The sequence below is a fragment of the Nonomuraea sp. LP-02 genome (genome assembly GCF_036289125.1).
Lineage (GTDB): Bacteria > Actinomycetota > Actinomycetes > Streptosporangiales > Streptosporangiaceae > Nonomuraea > Nonomuraea bangladeshensis.
The window spans coordinates 2,724,604-2,738,683 of the sequence record NZ_JAXCLK010000001.1 but is presented as its reverse complement, the minus strand read 5'-3'; the positions used below and the strand labels follow the sequence as shown (position 1 = coordinate 2,738,683).

Below are 14,080 nucleotides of genomic sequence, written 5' to 3'. Positions count from 1 at the left end.
TCAATACATCCGAATCACGACTTACTTACGGACTCATTGGAGCAGGTGAAACGCGTGCTCTCGAAAGAGGGAGGGGCGATTTCCGGCTCACCAAGCGATCGCTAGACTCGGGTCATGCCGACAAGTCAGCGCGCCCGTCCCAAGGACCGCAAGGAGGCGATCGCCCTCGTCGCCGCCGAGCTGTTCTGCGCCCGCGGCTACCACAACGTCGGCATCGAGGACATCGCCCAGGAGGTCGGCATCACCGGCCCGGCCATCTACCGGCATTTCCCCAACAAGCAGGCCGTGCTGGCCGCGGCCGTCGAGGAGCTGGTCACCCGCTTCGCTGGGTGCGTCGCCGCGGGCGCCGACGCCGCCACGCCCGGCGAGCGCCTGGACGCCGCGCTGCGGGCGCTGGTCCGCTACACCCTCGACCGGCGCGGCGTGGCCCGGCTCTACCAGTGGGAGGCCCGCCATCTCGACCCCGGGCTCCAGGTGGGGCCGGCCGCGTCGTTCGAGCGTTCGGTGCGCGCGCTGCGCGAGCTGCTGCTGGGGGTGCGGCCCGAGCTGGGGCGGCGTGACGCCGCGCTGCTCACCTCCGCCGCGCTGAGCGTCATCGCGAGCCCCGCCACCCACCGGGCGAGCCTGCCCAGGGCCAAGGCCGAGCAGACCGTCCTCGGCTGCGTCGCCACGGTCCTCACCGCCGATCTCCCCGCCCCGGAAGGCCCGCCCGTTCTCGACGAGCCGCCCGTCCCCGAAGGGCGGTTCGCGCTGCTGCCCCGCCGTGAACGGCTGCTCGCCGAGGCCGTCAGGCTCTTCGACGAGCGCGGCTACCACCAGGTCAGCATCGCCGACATCGGCCAGGCCGCCGGCATCAACGCCTCCAGCGTCTACACGCACTTCACCGGCAAGGCCGAGTTGCTCGCCGCCGCCTACTACCGCGCCACCAGCCGCCTGGAACACCTCACGGCCGCCGCGCTGGCCGGTGCGAGCACGCCCGCCGAGGCGCTGTCGAGGCTGATCGACACCTACGTTTCGTACACCTTCGACCAGGCCGACCTCACCGCGGTCTACCTCACCGAGGGCGAGAACCTGCCCCCGGCCGACCTGCGGCGGCTGCGCGCCGCCCAGCGGCGGCACGTCGACACCTGGACCGGCCTGCTCGCCGAGCTGCGCCCGGGGGAGGAGCCGGCCCGCGTCCGCTTCCGCGCGCACGCGGCGCTCAACATCGTGGCCGACCTCGCCCGCGCGGCCGGCCCGTCGGCGTCCGAGTCACGCACCGCCGCGCTGCTCAGACAGCTGCTCGTCACGGACTGAGGCGCCGGGGCACGCGAACGGCGCCCGCCGCGTACGCGCCGGGGCGCCGTTCAAGAAGCCCTGACTCAGGAGGCGTAGGTCGGGTAGCCGTAGCCGACGACCTGCGAGGTCGGCCGGGTCCGCTGCTCGACCTTGCCGTTGCCGGTGTTGCCCTCGATCGTGGAGATCGTGCCGTCGCCGTTGTCCTTGACGACGAAACCGACGTGGTTGATGGCGCTCAGGCTCTTGCTGCCGCTCCAGGAGAAGAACACCACGGCGCCGGGCTTGGCCTCGGTGCCGAAGCGGTGGTTGGCCTCGAACCACTTGGCGTGGGTCACGGTGTAGGCGTCCCAGCCGATCTGCGAGCGGGCGCCGGTGTGCTCGCCGACCCAGGACACGAACATCGAGCACCAGGGGGCGTTCTTGTACGAGGTGATGTTGCCGCCGTCGCGGGCGGCGGTCTCCGCCCCGCGCTGCGAGGTGGCGTACCAGTCCTGGAACTTGGTGCCGCCGCCGTCGGCGTTCTCGGTGGTGCCGATCTGCGCCCTGGCGGTGGCCAGGACCTGCGCGGCGGTCACCTTGACGGCCTGCGTACGCTCGCCGGCCTCGCCGTTGGCCCCGGCCTGGGCCACGTGGGCGGCCTGGGCGGGCGGACGGACGTCGGCGTCGGCGTGGGCGGCGGTGCCGGCGGCGACACCACCGGCGACGGCTCCGGCGGCGAGGGCGGCGCCGAGCGTGGCGCGGAGGGCGGTGCGGGCATGCGTGAGACGGTGCTCGAACATGAAGAAATACGCTCCTGTGCGGTGTGTCGTGCAACGGTCGTCGGCAGCGCCCGATGCGGCGGCTGCCAGGGGGGCGATCGCACGGCTCCTCGCTGAGGGCCATAAGAGAGTCAAGATTGCGATGCCCGGTACGCGGAGTTATGTCATCTCGCGTCCGATGTGTACAACTAACCTCCCACCTGGGTAATTCCCAGGCAACGACATCGACATCAGTCTTTACCTGCGATGACGTTTGTCATGCCCGCGCCGCTGACGCGCCGCACTACCTCCGCGCCGCCCCGCCCCCGCACGCTGGAGCCATGCGAAACGCGCTGGAACTGGACGACGTACGCAAGCGCTACGGACCCGTCACCGCCCTGGACGGAGTGGACCTCACGGTCAGCGAGGGGGAGACGGTGGCGCTGCTCGGACCCAACGGGGCGGGCAAGAGCACCCTGCTCGCCGTCGCGCTCGGCCTGCTGCCGCCCACCTCGGGGAGGGCCACGCTGCTCGGCCGCCCGCCTGCCGACGCCCTGCGCGCCGGCCGCGTCGGCGTGCTGCCGCAGGAGGCGGGGTTGCTCGACGACGTACGGGTGCGCGAGCTGGTCGCCGCCGTCGCCGCCATGTACGACCACCCGCCACCCCTCGCCGCCACCCTGAAGGCCGCGGGCGTCGCGGACCTCGCCGAGCGGCGCGTGGGCCGGCTGTCCGGCGGGCAGCGGCAGCGGGTCAGGTTCGCCCTCGCCCTGGCCGGCGGCCCCGGGCTGCTGGTGCTCGACGAGCCCACCGCCGGCCTCGACGTGGACGGCCGCCGCGCGCTCTGGCACGAGGTGAGACGCAGGGCCGGCACCACCGTCTTCGCCACCCACTACCTGGCCGAGGCCGACGCCTACGCCGACCGCGTCGTGCTGCTGGCCCGCGGCCGGGTCGTCGCCGACGGCTCCGTGGACGCGATCAAGGCCCTGGTCGGCGGGGGAGAGGTGCGCTTCGAGCGGGAGGCCGTCCCCGGGGACGCCGACCTGGCCCGGCTGCGCGCCCTGCCGGGCGTGCGCGGCGTCCACGCCGAGGGCGGCACCGTGGCCCTGCGTACCGTTGACTCCGACGCGACGCTGCGGGCGCTGTTCGCCGCGTTCGACGACGTCAGGGGCGTGCGCGTCGAGGGTGTGGACCTGGAGAGCGCCTTCGTCAGCCTGACGGCCGGGACGGAGCAGGCGGAAGGAGCACGGCTATGAGCGCGTACGTACGGCTGGAGCTGGCGCGGGCCCTCCGCAACCCGGTCGGGATGACCATGCTGACCGTCTTCCCGCTCCTGCTCTTCCTGCTGTGGGCCAAGGTGCTGACCGTGGCGCCGCCCGCCGAGGCGATGGTGTCCATGGCCACGTACGGGGCGATGGGCGGCGCGATGTTCGTCGGCGGCGCCATCGCGATGGAGCGGGCCGGCGGCTGGCTGCGGCAGCTCGCCGTCACCCCGCTGCCCGCGCACGGCTACGTGACGGCCAAGCTGCTCGGCGCGGCGGCCGGGGTGCTGCCCAGCGTCCTCGTCGTGCTGGCGGCGGGCGCGCTGCTGGCCGGCGTACGGCTGCCCGCGGGCACGTGGGCGGCGCTGGTGGTGCTCATCTGGGCGGGCGTGCTGCCGTTCGCCGCGCTCGGCGTGGCCTTCGGCTACACCTTCAGAGGCCAGCTCGCCAGCCTCGCCATGATGATCGTCTACTTCGGGCTGTCCGTGCTCGGCGGGCTGTGGGTGCCGGTGACGAGCATGCCGGCCGGCATGCGGGCGCTGGCCGAGTACAGCCCCACCTACCAGGTCGGCTCGCTCGGCTGGCGGGCGCTGGCGGGCGAGCCGCCGACGGGTCTCTCGCTCGCCGTGCTCGCCGGGTGGACGCTGGTCTTCGTCGCGCTGGCCCTCTGGCGTTACCGTCGGGCCCTGTGAACGTGGACGACGTGGACTTCAGCCGGGGGCGTACGGCGGCCAGGGCAGGGTCGGCCACCTGGCTGGCCCTGCTGGCCTGGCCGCTGGGGACGTTCGCCTGGACGTCCGCCGGGTCCCGGCCGGAGCCGTGGCGGGTGCTGTGGGTGGCCGTCGTGGCCGCGGTCTTCGTGGTGTGCTGGCTCCGTACGACGTGGGCGGTGTTCGGGCCCGGTCGTCCGGCGCCGTGGTGGCCCGCGGGGGTGGTCGCCGCGGCGCTGGCGGGCATGCCGGTCCTGGGGCCGCCGTGGGCGTACGTGAGCTTCGTCTTCGTGGTCAGCGCGCTGGCCCTCGTGGTGCGCGGCGTGGCGTTCGCGGCGGCGCTCATGGCGACGGCGGCCGTCACGACCGGCGTGCTGGCGGCGTACGGGCTGCCGGTCGGGCAGATCTGGTGGGTGCCGCTGGTGATCCTCGCCGAGGCGGGGGCGGTCTCGGCGCTGCTGGGCATGGGCGAGCTGCTGGCCAGGCTCGCCGCCGCCCGCGCCGAGGCGGCGCAGCTCGCCGTGGACAACGAGCGGCTGCGCTTCGCCCGCGACCTGCACGACACCCTCGGCCACACGCTGACCTCGATCACGATCACCAGCCAGCTCGCCTCCCGGCTGGCCCACGCCGACCCCGAGGGGGCCGCGAGCCGGATGGCCGACGTCGAGCGCGCCGCCCGCCGGGCGCTCGACGAGGTGCGTCACGCCGTCACCGGCTACCGCGCCCCCGCCCTGTCCGACGAGCTGCGGCGGGCGAGCGGCGGCCTCGCGCTGGCCGGCATCCACCTGGAGGTCTCGCCCGCCGGCGGCCCCATCCCGGCCGCCGCCGAGACGCTGCTCGCCTGGACCGTACGCGAGGCCGCCACCAACGTCGTACGCCACAGCCGCGCCCGCCGCTGCCGGATCGCCCTCGCCGTGGACGACGACGCCGCCACCGTCGAAGTACGCGACGACGGCACCGGCCCGCCCCCCGGCACCACTCCGGGGAACGGCCTGACCGGGCTGGCCGAACGCCTCGCCGCGGCCGGCGGACGCCTGGAGACCGGCCCGCCACCGGACGGCGCCGGCTACCTGCTGCGCGCCCGCGTACCGGTGAGGCCGTCATGATCCGCGTCCTCGTCGCCGACGACCAGGAGCTCGTCAGGGGCGGCCTCGCCGCGCTGCTGTCGCTGGAGGACGACATCGAGGTGGTGGCCGAGGTCGGGCGCGGCGACCAGGTCGAGGCCGCGGTGGCCGAGCACCGGCCCGACGTGATCCTGCTCGACATCGAGATGCCCGGCATGTCCGGCCTGGCGGTCGCCGAACGCCTGCGCGGGCAGCGCGTGGTCATCGTCACGACGTTCGGCCGGCCCGGCTATCTCGGCCGGGCGCTGGCGGCCGGCGTGGCCGGGTTCGTGGTCAAGGACGCCCCGGTCGCCGAGCTGACCGCGGCGGTGCGGCGGGTCATGGCCGGGGAGACGGTGATCGACCCGAAGCTGGCGGTCTCCGCCCTGACCGTCGGGCCGAGCCCGCTCACCCAGCGCGAGGCCGAGGTGCTGCGGACCGCGTCCGGCGGCGCGACCGTCGCCGACATCGCCCGCCACCTGTTCCTGACCGAGGGCACCGTGCGCAACTACCTGTCCTCCGCGATCGGCAAGACCGGCGCCCGCAACCGGGCCGAGGCCGTACGGGTCGCCGAGTCCCGCGGCTGGCTCTGACCGGGGCCGCCGGAGAAGGGCCTGTTAGGCTCGCCGCCATGGGTGGCGTGAAGATCCGCTGCGGCGGGCCGGACGACGTGAAGGACGTGCTCACCTTCTGGCTGCTGGCCGCCGAGGGCACCGACCGGCACGACTCGGCCGCCAAGGTGGTCGCGCTCGTCGAGCGCGACCCCGAGGCCCTGCTCATCGCCGAACTGCCGGACGGCGGCGAACTGGTGGGCACGCTGATCGCCGGCTGGGACGGCTGGCGCGCCCACCTCTACCGGCTGGCCGTCCACCCCGGCCACCGCCGCCAGGGCATCGCCACGGCGCTGCTCGCCGCGGCCGAGGCGCGCTTCACCGCGTTCGGCGCGTTCCGGGCCGACGCCATGGTGCTCGACGACAACATCCTCGCCCATCCGGCCTGGTCCGCGGCCGGCTACGGACCGCAGCCCGAGTGGTCCCGCTGGGTCAAGCCGCTGGCGTAAGGGCCGGTCTCACGGGGCGTCGGGCCAGCCGAGCGGATAGCGGGGCCCTGGCGGGCTCTCGCCGCCGGCCTCCGTGAAGGCGTTCATGGCGGAGATGAGCGCGCGCGACTGCTCAGGGGTCATGCGGGAGACGATGGCCGCGATCTCCTCGCGGCGGCGCGCCGTCACCTCCTCGACGAGCTGACGGCCGGCGGCGGTGAGCCGCATGAGGCTTTCGCGGCGGTTGTGCGGGTTGACCTCGCGGGTGACGAGACCCGCGGCGGCGAGACGGTCGGCCATCCGCATGGCGGTGGAGCTGTTGACGGCGAGCAACTCGGCCATGGTGACGAGCTTGGTCTCGCCGTGCACCGACAGCACGACCAGCATGCGGAACTGGGGGAGCGTGACCCGGTCCTGGGCCGCGGCCAGGGAACGGGCCGCGATGGCCACCAGCAGCCGCGAGCCGGTGAGCACGGCCGAGATGACGGCGTCGAGGTCGTCGGCACCGGCCTGGCCGCCCGCGAAGGGCTGTTTCATGGGCTCAGTTGTACACGTTCGTGCGTTCAGGAGGGTGGGGTGGGGAAGCTCTCCGGGGTGGTCAGGCCGGTGCTCTCCAGGAGGCGCTGGTGGTTGAGCACGGCCGCGTTGGCCTGCTCGGAGAAGCGGCGGATCAGGGTGTTCTGGGTGGTGCCGCGCACGGTGCCGATCAGCCCGAAGATCTGGCCGTGCGCCAGGCGCAGCCACTTGACGTACGTGGCGTCGTAGGCCGGGCCGGACCGGCCGGAGATGTCGGTCATCCACGCCTGCTGCTGGTCGGTCGGCTTGACCGGCAGGGTGATCCGCAGCTTGCCTGCCACGTCGCGGACCTGGCGGTCGAGGGTGTGGTGCTGGGCGGCGATCTCCTCGCTGATCTGCCGGACGCGGGCGGCGTCGGCGCGCTGGACGGCGTCCTGCGCCATGGGCATCTCCCACAGGCTGGCCAGGCGTACCTTGCGGACGAGGTCGCGGTCGAGCTCCGACAGCGGGCCCCATTTGGTCTGGACGGTGCCGGTGTCGCTTTCTGGCGGAGCAGGGGTGCCGGTCGGCTGGGCGGCCCCAGTGGCGGTCACGGCGGCGTCGAGTGCGGCGGTGTCGGGGAGGGGCGTGGGGGTGTAGCCGGCGCAGGCGGTGAGCAGGCAGAGGGCGGCGAGGCCCCCGGCGGTGGTCAAGGCGGTGGTCGAGCTGGGGTGATCCATGACAGTCATCCCGTTCCGGATCCGGGTGGCGCGGCGCCGGGTCGGAAGGCGCCGCTCGTCATGAGATACGCGCGACGGGCGCGGGTCTGTTCATGGCAGTGTGCAACGGTTGCGCAGTGCAAGAGGGCCCCCGGCATCAGACCGGCGACCGGGGCCCCGATAACGTCCGCGGCATGATGCGCGCGTGGACGATGGCCGGGCTGATGACGCTGTTCGGCCTGGCGGCGGCGATCACCAGGTTCGCCTCGGGGCAGACCGTGGCCGCGGCCGTGATCCTCGTGGTGTTCGCCGCGGCCGCCTGGTGGCTGTCGCCGCTGGCGTTCCCCCGGCCGGTCGGCGCGGCCCGCGCGCGCGAGCTGAGCGCCGCCGACGGCCGCGCGATCGTCTACTGGCGGGCAGGCTGCCGCTACTGCCTGCGGCTGCGCTTCCGGCTGGGGCGCGACGCCCGCCGGGCGTACTGGGTGGACATCTGGCGCGATCCGGAAGGCGCGGCGGTGGTGCGCGCCGTCAACGGCGGCTCGGAGACGGTCCCGACGGTGGTGCTGCGGGGCGAGGCGTACGTCAATCCTGACCCCGCCTGGGTGCGCGAGCGCCTGCGGTGACTTCCGTCAAACGGGCGTCGTTGGCGACGATCGGGTTGCGTACGCGGCCGAGCCGCTCGACCTCGACCTCCACCTCGTCGCCAGGACGCAGGAGCCACGGCGGCGTACGGGCGTAGCCGACCCCGGAGGGGGTGCCGGTGGCGAGCAGGTCGCCGGGCCGCAGCGTGAACGTACGGGAGATGAGGGCGAGCGTGTCGCCGACGGTGTAGACCATCTCGTCGGTGGAGCCGTCCTGGACGACCTCGCCGTTGACCCGGGTCCGCACCCGCAGCCCGTCGCGCAGGTCGCCGACCTCGCCGGCCGGCACCAGCGGGCCGAGGGGGCCGGAGTTGTCGCCGTTCTTGCCGAGGATCCACTGGCTGGTCAGCTTCTGGGCGCGGCGCGAGGTGATGTCGTTGAAGGCCGAGTAGCCGGCCACGGCGGCCAGCGCCTCGTCCGGGTCGGCGTCGGCCAGCGGCGCCCCCACGTACGCCACGACCTCGCCCTCCCAGTCCAGGCCGTCCTCGCCCGACGGCACCGGCACCGGGACGCCGCCGACGGTCAGCGACCGCGTCCAGCGGGCGAACAGCGTCGGGTGCGGCGGGACGCCCTCGCCCGCGTACGAGCCCTCGGCCACGTGCCTGAGGTAGTTGAGCCCGACGCAGATGACCCGCGCCTCCGGCAGCACCGGTGGCACGAGGACGACCGCCGAGGCCGGGACGGTCTCGCCGGCCGGCTCCCGCGACAGCCAGGCGGACGCGCCGGCCCAGAACTCCTCCAGCCCGGTCAGCACGGTGACCGCCGTGCCGTCGGGCGACAGCGCCGCCACCTCGACCGGGCCGCCGTCCCTGCGGATGCCCACGATCCTCATCGGCCGTCTCCTCGCGCCGTCGCGCAAACCCTTCTAAAGGTTCGCAGGTTTGTGCTTGGATGGCGACTATGCCGCACACCTCCTCCACCGGACAACCCCTGGCCGGCGTCGGGCAGGGCGCGCGTACCCGCGCCGAGCGGCTGGCCGCCGTGCTCGACGAGCGCATCCGCGGGCTCGCCCCCGGCGAGCCGGTCGGGACGCTGGAGTCGCTGCGCGCCGAGACCGGCCTCGCCTACGCGACGGTCAGCGAGGCCGTCCGGCTGCTGCGCGACCGGGGCGTGCTGGAGATCCGGCCTGGGCGCGGGGGCGGGCTGTTCGCCGCCGACCGCGGGCCGGTGGTGCGGCTGCGGCACACGCTGCTGAGCGTCGCCGACGAGCCCGGCACGGTCGCCGACGCCATCGAGCTGCGCGAGCACCTCGAAGAGCTCATCGACCTCGGCGCGGCCCGGCACCGCACCGGCCGGGACGTCGCCGACCTGCGCCGCCTGCTGCGCGAGCTGCGCGCCGCGCCCGGCTGGGACGGCTTCATGCGCGCCAACTGGGCGCTGCACGAACGGATCGCCGCCATCAGCCCGAACGCCATGGCCCGGGCCGTCTACGTCGGCACCCTGGGCCACCTGGGCACCACATCCGCCCGCCTCGCCGACGACCGGCCCGCCGACGACCGGCCCGCCGACGACCGGCCCGCCGACGACCGGCCCGCCGACGACCGGCCCGCCGACGACCGGCCCGGCGACGACCCGCCCGCCGACGACCGGCGGGCGGCGTACCGGGCCGTCCGCTACCAGGTCCACGCCGACCTGGTCGAGGCCATCGCCGACGGCGACGAGGCCGCGGTCCGCGCCGCCGTCGCGGCACACCGCACCCCCGCCGCCCCCTGACCCCTCACCCCCCGAACGCCGGAGGAGCCCGTCATGCCCGGTGAGTACCGACGGCACCTGTTCCCGCACGACCACCCGCGCCTGGCCGAGATCCGCGGCCTCGACCCGTACGCCTACGGCGAGCTCGCCAGGAGACCGGGCACGTTCACCGGCGGCCTGGTGGCGAACTGGACCCCGCTCTACAGGAACGAGTTCCGCGGCGTCACCGAGAACGGCGTCCTCCGCGAGGGCCTTCACCCGCTGAGGCCCGCCGAGCCGGGCGAGGAGGCGCCCGTCGAGGCCATGACGGCCGCCGCCCGCGACCTGCTCGCCGCCCTGGACGACGAGGGCCGCGCGCGCCTCAGCCACCCGGTGGACGCCGCGGAGTGGCAGACCTGGGCCAACCCGGAGTTCCTGCAGTTCGACACCGGCCTACGCCTGGAGCTCCAGCCGGAGCCGGTCCGCGAGAAGGCCCTGGCGCTGGTACGGGCCTCGCTCTCGCCCGAGGGGTACGAACTGACGCGCGCGATGATGCTCATCAACGGCTTCCTCGGCGAGGTCGTCGGCCTGGAGACCATACTCAACGAGTTCAGCTACAACCTCGCGCTCTACGGCACCCCCGACCTCCGCGCCCCGTGGGGCTGGCAGCTCTACGGCCACCACTGCGCGCTCAACTGCCTGGTCGTCGAGGGCCGCATGGCGCTGTCGCCGGTGTTCCTCGGCGCCGAGCCCGACGAGATCGACGCGGGCCCGCACGCCGGGCTGCGCGGCGTGTTCGCCGACCGGGTGGAGCTGGGGCTCCGGCTGATGGCCGCGCTGCCCGCCGAGCAGCGCCGGCAGGCCGTCGTCTACGAGCGGATGGTCGATCCGGCCATGCCGGAGGGCCGGGTGGATCCGGGCGACGAACGCCACCTGGCCGGGGCGTTCCAGGACAACCGGGTGATCCCGGTCGAGGGCCTCCGGGTCGCCGACATGCCCGCCGAGGCACGGGAGCACGCGCTGGCGATCGCGGCCACGTTCGCCAGGCTCCTGCCGGAGGGGCCGCGCGCCGCCCGGCTCAGGGAGGTCGCCGCTCACCTGGAGGAGACCTGGTTCTGCTGGATCGGCGGGCACCGGCCCGGCGACGTCTTCTACTACCGGCTCCAGTCGCCGGTGATCGTCGCCGAGCTCGACCACCACTGCGGCGTCTTCCTCGACTACGACACTCCCAAGCCGTTCCACGTCCACACCGTGCTGCGCACCCCGCACGGCAACGACTACGGCCGCGCCTGGGTACGGCAGTGGCAGGCCCGACAGCAGGGAGGCGGGGTCAGTAGCCGGACGGGCGGACCAGGCCCGTCTCGTACGCGAACACCGCCGCCTGCGTCCGGTCGCGCAGCCCGAGCTTGACCAGGATCCGGCTCACGTGCGTCTTGACCGTCTGTTCGGCGACCACCAGGCCGGCCGCGATCTCCGCGTTCGACAGGCCCTGCGCGACCAGCGCCAGCACCTCCGTCTCCCGCTCGGTCAGGTCGCCGAGGCGCTCCTTCAGCGGCGGGCGCGGCCCGGCGCTCAGCCGCGCGAACTCGGCGATGAGCCGCCTGGTGACGGCCGGCGCGAGCAGCGCGTCCCCGGCGGCGACCACCCGCACCGCCTGCGCCAGCTCGGCCGCCGAGGCGTCCTTGAGCAGGAAGCCGGACGCGCCGGCGCGCAGCGCCTCGTACACGTAGTCGTCCAGGTCGAACGTGGTCAGCATGAGGACCTTCACCGTCGTGCCCGCCTGCGCGGCGATGCGGCGGGTGGCCTCGATGCCGCCGAGCTCGGGCATCCGCACGTCCATGAGCACGACGTCGGGGTTCAGCTCGGCGGCCATGGCGACGGCCTCGAGGCCGTTCGCGGCCTGGCCGGCGACCTCGATGCCCGGCTCGGCGTCGAGCAGCACGGTGAAGCCCTGGCGTACCATCGCCTGGTCGTCGGCTATGAGCACGCGGATGCTCGTCATGGGGCGCTCTCGTCACCTTTCCCGGAAGGGCCGGCGGGCAGGAACGCGCTGACCTCGTAGCCGCCGTCGGGCGTCGGCCCGGCGACCAGGTCGCCGCCGAGCATGGCGGCGCGCTCGCGCATGCCCGGCAGCCCGTGCCCGCCGCCGGGTGACGTCACGGGCTTCGCCGGGGCGGCGTTGACGACCCGGATCGTGAGGGCGTCCGGCCGGTAACGCAGCCGGAGCGTCACGGCCGCGCCCGGCGCGTGCCGCATCGCGTTGCTGAGCGCCTCCTGCACGATGCGGAACGCCGACAGCTCCACGCCGGGCGCGAGCGGACGCGGCTCGCCCACGATCTCCTCGGTGAGCGCGACGCCCGCGCCCCGCACGTTCGCCAGCAGCTCGCCGAGCCGGTCCAGCGTCGGCTGCGGCGCCTGCCCGTCCTTCGCGGAGTCCTCCGTACGCAGCACGCCGAGGATCCTGCGCAGCTCGGTCAGCGCCTCGACGGCGTTCTCGCGGATGCCGGCGAGGTTGTCGCGCAGCTCGTCCGGCGGGTCGCGGACGAGGTGCGGCGCCACCTGCGCCTGGATGGAGATCACCGACATGTGGTGCGCCACCACGTCGTGCAGCTCGCGGGCGATCCTGCTGCGCTCCTGGAGCAGCGTGCGGTGGGCGCGCTCCTCCGCCGTCAGCTCCTCCTGGGCCTCCAGCCGGGTCCTGGTCGTCCTCAGCATCCGGACCATCGTGCCCGAGGCGACGGCGAACGCGTACACGGGGACGGCGAGCACCGGCATGCCGCCCGTCTGCTCGGGCAGGAACACCACGCAAGCCGCCGCGGCGAGCACACTGACCGCCAGCGCCTCCGCGGCGGCGCGTGGCCGTACCCGCAGGGCCAGCAGGAACAGCACCCCGGCGTGCAGGAAGATCCCCGACCCCGTCCAGGGGAACGCCACCGGTTCACCCTCCGGGAACCTCGGCAGGGGCGCCCCCGGCTCGACCATCCAGGGGAAGGTGAGCGTCTGCGGCAGGTACGTCATCCCGGTACGGGCCCCGGCCAGCACGACGGCGAGCGACGCCCAGAAGGCCGGCAGCGGGCGGAACATCGCGGCCACCAGCGCCGCCGCCTGCGCCGTCGCGAGCAGCGGGACCGTCGGGTCGATGCCCGGGCCGTCCGGGAACAGGCCGAGGACCAGCGCGTACAGCACGACCAGGACGTGCGGCAGCCGGGCCAACGGGCGCGGCCCGCGCATCCGGGGGAGCGGGTCGGCGGCCGTGGACCACAGGTCGGCGCGCAGGGCGGCGAGGGGACCACGCCGCGCGGCCGCCTGCTTCCGCCTCACGTCGCCTCCACCCTGGCCGTCCCCGCGTCCGGCCGCTCCAGCGTAGCGACGCGGCCGGGCCCGTGGCAGCACCGCCGGGGACGGTCATCCATCGCCGTCACCCGCCCCCGCCACGATCCGCGCGACGCTCGCCAGCGCCGGGGAACCGGCCGCCAGGTAGTCGCCGTGCCCGCCGCCGCCCGCGTCGAGCACCCGGGCGCCGAACCCGGGCGACACCGGGTCGGCGGCCAGCCCCACCGTGGCGAACGGCAGCTCGACGGACACGTGCGGCAGCAGGGCGACCCAGTCGCCGGCTGCCCGGCCGGCCCACACCTCGGCGTACGGGCCCAGCGCGGCGGCGGTGGCGACGCCCGCGCCGGGGCCGCCGAGCAGCACGACGCCCGTCACGTCCAGCCCGCCGGCGGCGCGGCCGCACACGACGGAGCCGTAGGAGTGGCACACGAGCCAGATCCGCGCCGCCGGCCTGGCCGCGCGCAGCTCCCGTACGAAGGCGCGCAGGGCGGGCACCGCCGCGTCGGCGCGGGCCGGGGTCAGCGCCTGGAGGCTCACGCTGCTCGGGGTCGCGTATCCGAGCCAGGCGACCACGGCGGAACCGTCGCCGAGCGCGTCCCGCAGCCGCGTCGCGCCGCCGCGCAGCGGGCCGTACCGGTCGAGGTCGACGCCCGCGCCGGGGACCAGCACCGCGATCCCGCGGGCGGTGGGCAGGTCGCCGAAGACCTCCGCGGCCCGGCCGCCGTCCCGCCCGTCGAAGGCCAGGAAGCGGCGGGCGGGGGCGGCCAGCTCGCGGAGGGCGGCGGCCCGCCGGTGGTGCCCGTGGCGGTCCGCGGTCCGTACGGCCGCCAGGATCTCGGCGCGGGCGGCCGCGTACCGTGTGGCGAGCCCGTCGCCGAGCGAGACGGCCAGCGGCGGGACAGGCGCGGGCACGGGCGCGGGCACCGCCCCCGGCCGCGCCGCCCCGATCACCGGCCACACGACCGCCCCCATGATCAGCGCTGCCAGCCCGGCCCGGAGCGCCCCCGGGCGCGGTGGGCGGGGCTTCGGGAAGAAGAGCATGGCGGGTCCCTCGGTGGTCGATGATCGTCCACGCCGACCGTACGGATCACCGGG

General features: G+C 75.0%; 16 protein-coding genes. 9 read left to right on the top strand and 7 right to left on the bottom strand.

Annotated elements, in window-relative coordinates; translation table 11 throughout:
* The first annotated feature begins 114 nt into the window (after positions 1 to 114).
* Positions 115 to 1,296: a TetR/AcrR family transcriptional regulator gene (locus SMD20_RS12720; RefSeq protein WP_329579573.1), complete on the top strand. Its 1,182-nt coding sequence runs from the start codon at positions 115 to 117 to the stop codon at positions 1,294 to 1,296.
* 65 nt (positions 1,297 to 1,361) lie between these two features.
* Here SMD20_RS12720 and SMD20_RS12715 read toward each other — a convergent pair whose 3' ends face one another.
* Positions 1,362 to 2,057 (bottom strand): CHAP domain-containing protein, encoded by a 696-nt coding sequence (locus SMD20_RS12715; RefSeq protein WP_329579570.1) that lies wholly within the window; start codon positions 2,055 to 2,057, stop codon positions 1,362 to 1,364.
* Between the two features lie 299 nt (positions 2,058 to 2,356).
* Between SMD20_RS12715 and SMD20_RS12710 the strand changes: the two genes are divergently transcribed.
* From SMD20_RS12710 to SMD20_RS12690, 5 genes are read left to right on the top strand one after another with little or no spacing between them, the layout of a single operon-like run.
* On the top strand, positions 2,357 to 3,268 hold the full coding sequence (locus SMD20_RS12710; protein ID WP_329579567.1) for an ABC transporter ATP-binding protein: 912 nt from the start codon (positions 2,357 to 2,359) through the stop codon (positions 3,266 to 3,268).
* On the top strand, positions 3,265 to 3,966 hold the full coding sequence (locus SMD20_RS12705) for an ABC transporter permease (RefSeq protein WP_329579565.1): 702 nt from the start codon (positions 3,265 to 3,267) through the stop codon (positions 3,964 to 3,966). The genes SMD20_RS12710 and SMD20_RS12705 overlap by 4 nt, the downstream gene beginning before the upstream one ends.
* Positions 3,963 to 5,090, top strand: a complete 1,128-nt coding sequence (locus tag SMD20_RS12700; protein ID WP_329579562.1) for a sensor histidine kinase — start codon at positions 3,963 to 3,965, stop codon at positions 5,088 to 5,090. The genes SMD20_RS12705 and SMD20_RS12700 overlap by 4 nt, the downstream gene beginning before the upstream one ends.
* A complete protein-coding gene (locus SMD20_RS12695; protein ID WP_329579559.1) occupies positions 5,087 to 5,680 on the top strand; it encodes a response regulator transcription factor in 594 nt (197 codons plus the stop codon). Before SMD20_RS12700 ends, SMD20_RS12695 begins: the two co-directional genes overlap by 4 nt.
* A 38-nt stretch (positions 5,681 to 5,718) precedes the next feature.
* Positions 5,719 to 6,147: a GNAT family N-acetyltransferase gene (locus SMD20_RS12690; protein WP_329579556.1), complete on the top strand. Its 429-nt coding sequence runs from the start codon at positions 5,719 to 5,721 to the stop codon at positions 6,145 to 6,147.
* A gap of 9 nt (positions 6,148 to 6,156) precedes the next feature.
* Here SMD20_RS12690 and SMD20_RS12685 read toward each other — a convergent pair whose 3' ends face one another.
* Positions 6,157 to 6,663 carry a MarR family winged helix-turn-helix transcriptional regulator gene (locus tag SMD20_RS12685; RefSeq protein ID WP_329579552.1) on the bottom strand — a complete coding sequence of 169 codons (507 nt, stop codon included), beginning with the start codon at positions 6,661 to 6,663 and terminating at the stop codon, positions 6,157 to 6,159.
* A gap of 26 nt (positions 6,664 to 6,689) precedes the next feature.
* A complete protein-coding gene (locus SMD20_RS12680) occupies positions 6,690 to 7,361 on the bottom strand; it encodes a DUF4142 domain-containing protein (protein ID WP_329579549.1) in 672 nt (223 codons plus the stop codon).
* 173 nt (positions 7,362 to 7,534) lie between these two features.
* Between SMD20_RS12680 and SMD20_RS12675 the strand changes: the two genes are divergently transcribed.
* Positions 7,535 to 7,963: a glutaredoxin domain-containing protein gene (locus SMD20_RS12675; protein WP_329579545.1), complete on the top strand. Its 429-nt coding sequence runs from the start codon at positions 7,535 to 7,537 to the stop codon at positions 7,961 to 7,963.
* Here SMD20_RS12675 and SMD20_RS12670 read toward each other — a convergent pair.
* Positions 7,923 to 8,813 carry a fumarylacetoacetate hydrolase family protein gene (locus SMD20_RS12670; protein ID WP_329579541.1) on the bottom strand — a complete coding sequence of 297 codons (891 nt, stop codon included), beginning with the start codon at positions 8,811 to 8,813 and terminating at the stop codon, positions 7,923 to 7,925. The two genes, SMD20_RS12675 and SMD20_RS12670, sit on opposite strands and share 41 nt — an antisense overlap.
* Before the next feature lie 68 nt (positions 8,814 to 8,881).
* Here SMD20_RS12670 and SMD20_RS12665 point away from each other — a divergent pair, with 68 nt between their 5' ends.
* Positions 8,882 to 9,694: a FadR/GntR family transcriptional regulator gene (locus SMD20_RS12665; protein WP_329579539.1), complete on the top strand. Its 813-nt coding sequence runs from the start codon at positions 8,882 to 8,884 to the stop codon at positions 9,692 to 9,694.
* A 33-nt stretch (positions 9,695 to 9,727) separates the two neighbouring features.
* Positions 9,728 to 11,062 carry a DUF3500 domain-containing protein gene (locus tag SMD20_RS12660; RefSeq protein WP_329579536.1) on the top strand — a complete coding sequence of 445 codons (1,335 nt, stop codon included), beginning with the start codon at positions 9,728 to 9,730 and terminating at the stop codon, positions 11,060 to 11,062.
* On the opposite strand, the gene SMD20_RS12655 is transcribed toward SMD20_RS12660, so the two are convergent.
* From SMD20_RS12655 to SMD20_RS12645, 3 genes are all read right to left on the bottom strand, one after another.
* Positions 10,983 to 11,654, bottom strand: coding sequence for a response regulator transcription factor (locus SMD20_RS12655; protein ID WP_329579533.1), 672 nt, complete (start codon positions 11,652 to 11,654; stop codon positions 10,983 to 10,985). The genes SMD20_RS12660 and SMD20_RS12655 overlap by 80 nt on opposite strands.
* The gene (locus tag SMD20_RS12650) at positions 11,651 to 12,973 is read right to left on the bottom strand and encodes a sensor histidine kinase (protein ID WP_329579529.1); all 1,323 of its coding nucleotides are present in this window, start codon (positions 12,971 to 12,973) and stop codon (positions 11,651 to 11,653) included. The genes SMD20_RS12655 and SMD20_RS12650 overlap by 4 nt, the downstream gene beginning before the upstream one ends.
* A gap of 84 nt (positions 12,974 to 13,057) precedes the next feature.
* A complete protein-coding gene (locus tag SMD20_RS12645) occupies positions 13,058 to 14,026 on the bottom strand; it encodes an alpha/beta hydrolase (RefSeq protein WP_329579527.1) in 969 nt (322 codons plus the stop codon).
* Positions 14,027 to 14,080: the final 54 nt, after the last annotated feature.

Excerpts from the sequence above, each read along its gene's own strand:
- SMD20_RS12710 (WP_329579567.1), top strand. The coding sequence starts at position 2,357 with ATGCGAAACGCGCTGGAACTGGACGACGTACGCAAGCGCTACGGACCC.
- SMD20_RS12705 (WP_329579565.1), top strand. The coding sequence starts at position 3,265 with ATGAGCGCGTACGTACGGCTGGAGCTGGCGCGGGCCCTCCGCAACCCG.
- SMD20_RS12675 (WP_329579545.1), top strand. The coding sequence starts at position 7,535 with ATGATGCGCGCGTGGACGATGGCCGGGCTGATGACGCTGTTCGGCCTG.
- SMD20_RS12645 (WP_329579527.1), bottom strand. The coding sequence starts at position 14,026 with ATGCTCTTCTTCCCGAAGCCCCGCCCACCGCGCCCGGGGGCGCTCCGG.
- SMD20_RS12720 (WP_329579573.1), top strand. The coding sequence starts at position 115 with ATGCCGACAAGTCAGCGCGCCCGTCCCAAGGACCGCAAGGAGGCGATC.
- SMD20_RS12665 (WP_329579539.1), top strand. The coding sequence starts at position 8,882 with ATGCCGCACACCTCCTCCACCGGACAACCCCTGGCCGGCGTCGGGCAG.
- SMD20_RS12655 (WP_329579533.1), bottom strand. The coding sequence starts at position 11,654 with ATGACGAGCATCCGCGTGCTCATAGCCGACGACCAGGCGATGGTACGC.
- SMD20_RS12695 (WP_329579559.1), top strand. The coding sequence starts at position 5,087 with ATGATCCGCGTCCTCGTCGCCGACGACCAGGAGCTCGTCAGGGGCGGC.
- SMD20_RS12690 (WP_329579556.1), top strand. The coding sequence starts at position 5,719 with ATGGGTGGCGTGAAGATCCGCTGCGGCGGGCCGGACGACGTGAAGGAC.
- SMD20_RS12715 (WP_329579570.1), bottom strand. The coding sequence starts at position 2,057 with ATGTTCGAGCACCGTCTCACGCATGCCCGCACCGCCCTCCGCGCCACG.
- SMD20_RS12685 (WP_329579552.1), bottom strand. The coding sequence starts at position 6,663 with ATGAAACAGCCCTTCGCGGGCGGCCAGGCCGGTGCCGACGACCTCGAC.
- SMD20_RS12660 (WP_329579536.1), top strand. The coding sequence starts at position 9,728 with ATGCCCGGTGAGTACCGACGGCACCTGTTCCCGCACGACCACCCGCGC.
- SMD20_RS12680 (WP_329579549.1), bottom strand. The coding sequence starts at position 7,361 with ATGGATCACCCCAGCTCGACCACCGCCTTGACCACCGCCGGGGGCCTC.
- SMD20_RS12670 (WP_329579541.1), bottom strand. The coding sequence starts at position 8,813 with ATGAGGATCGTGGGCATCCGCAGGGACGGCGGCCCGGTCGAGGTGGCG.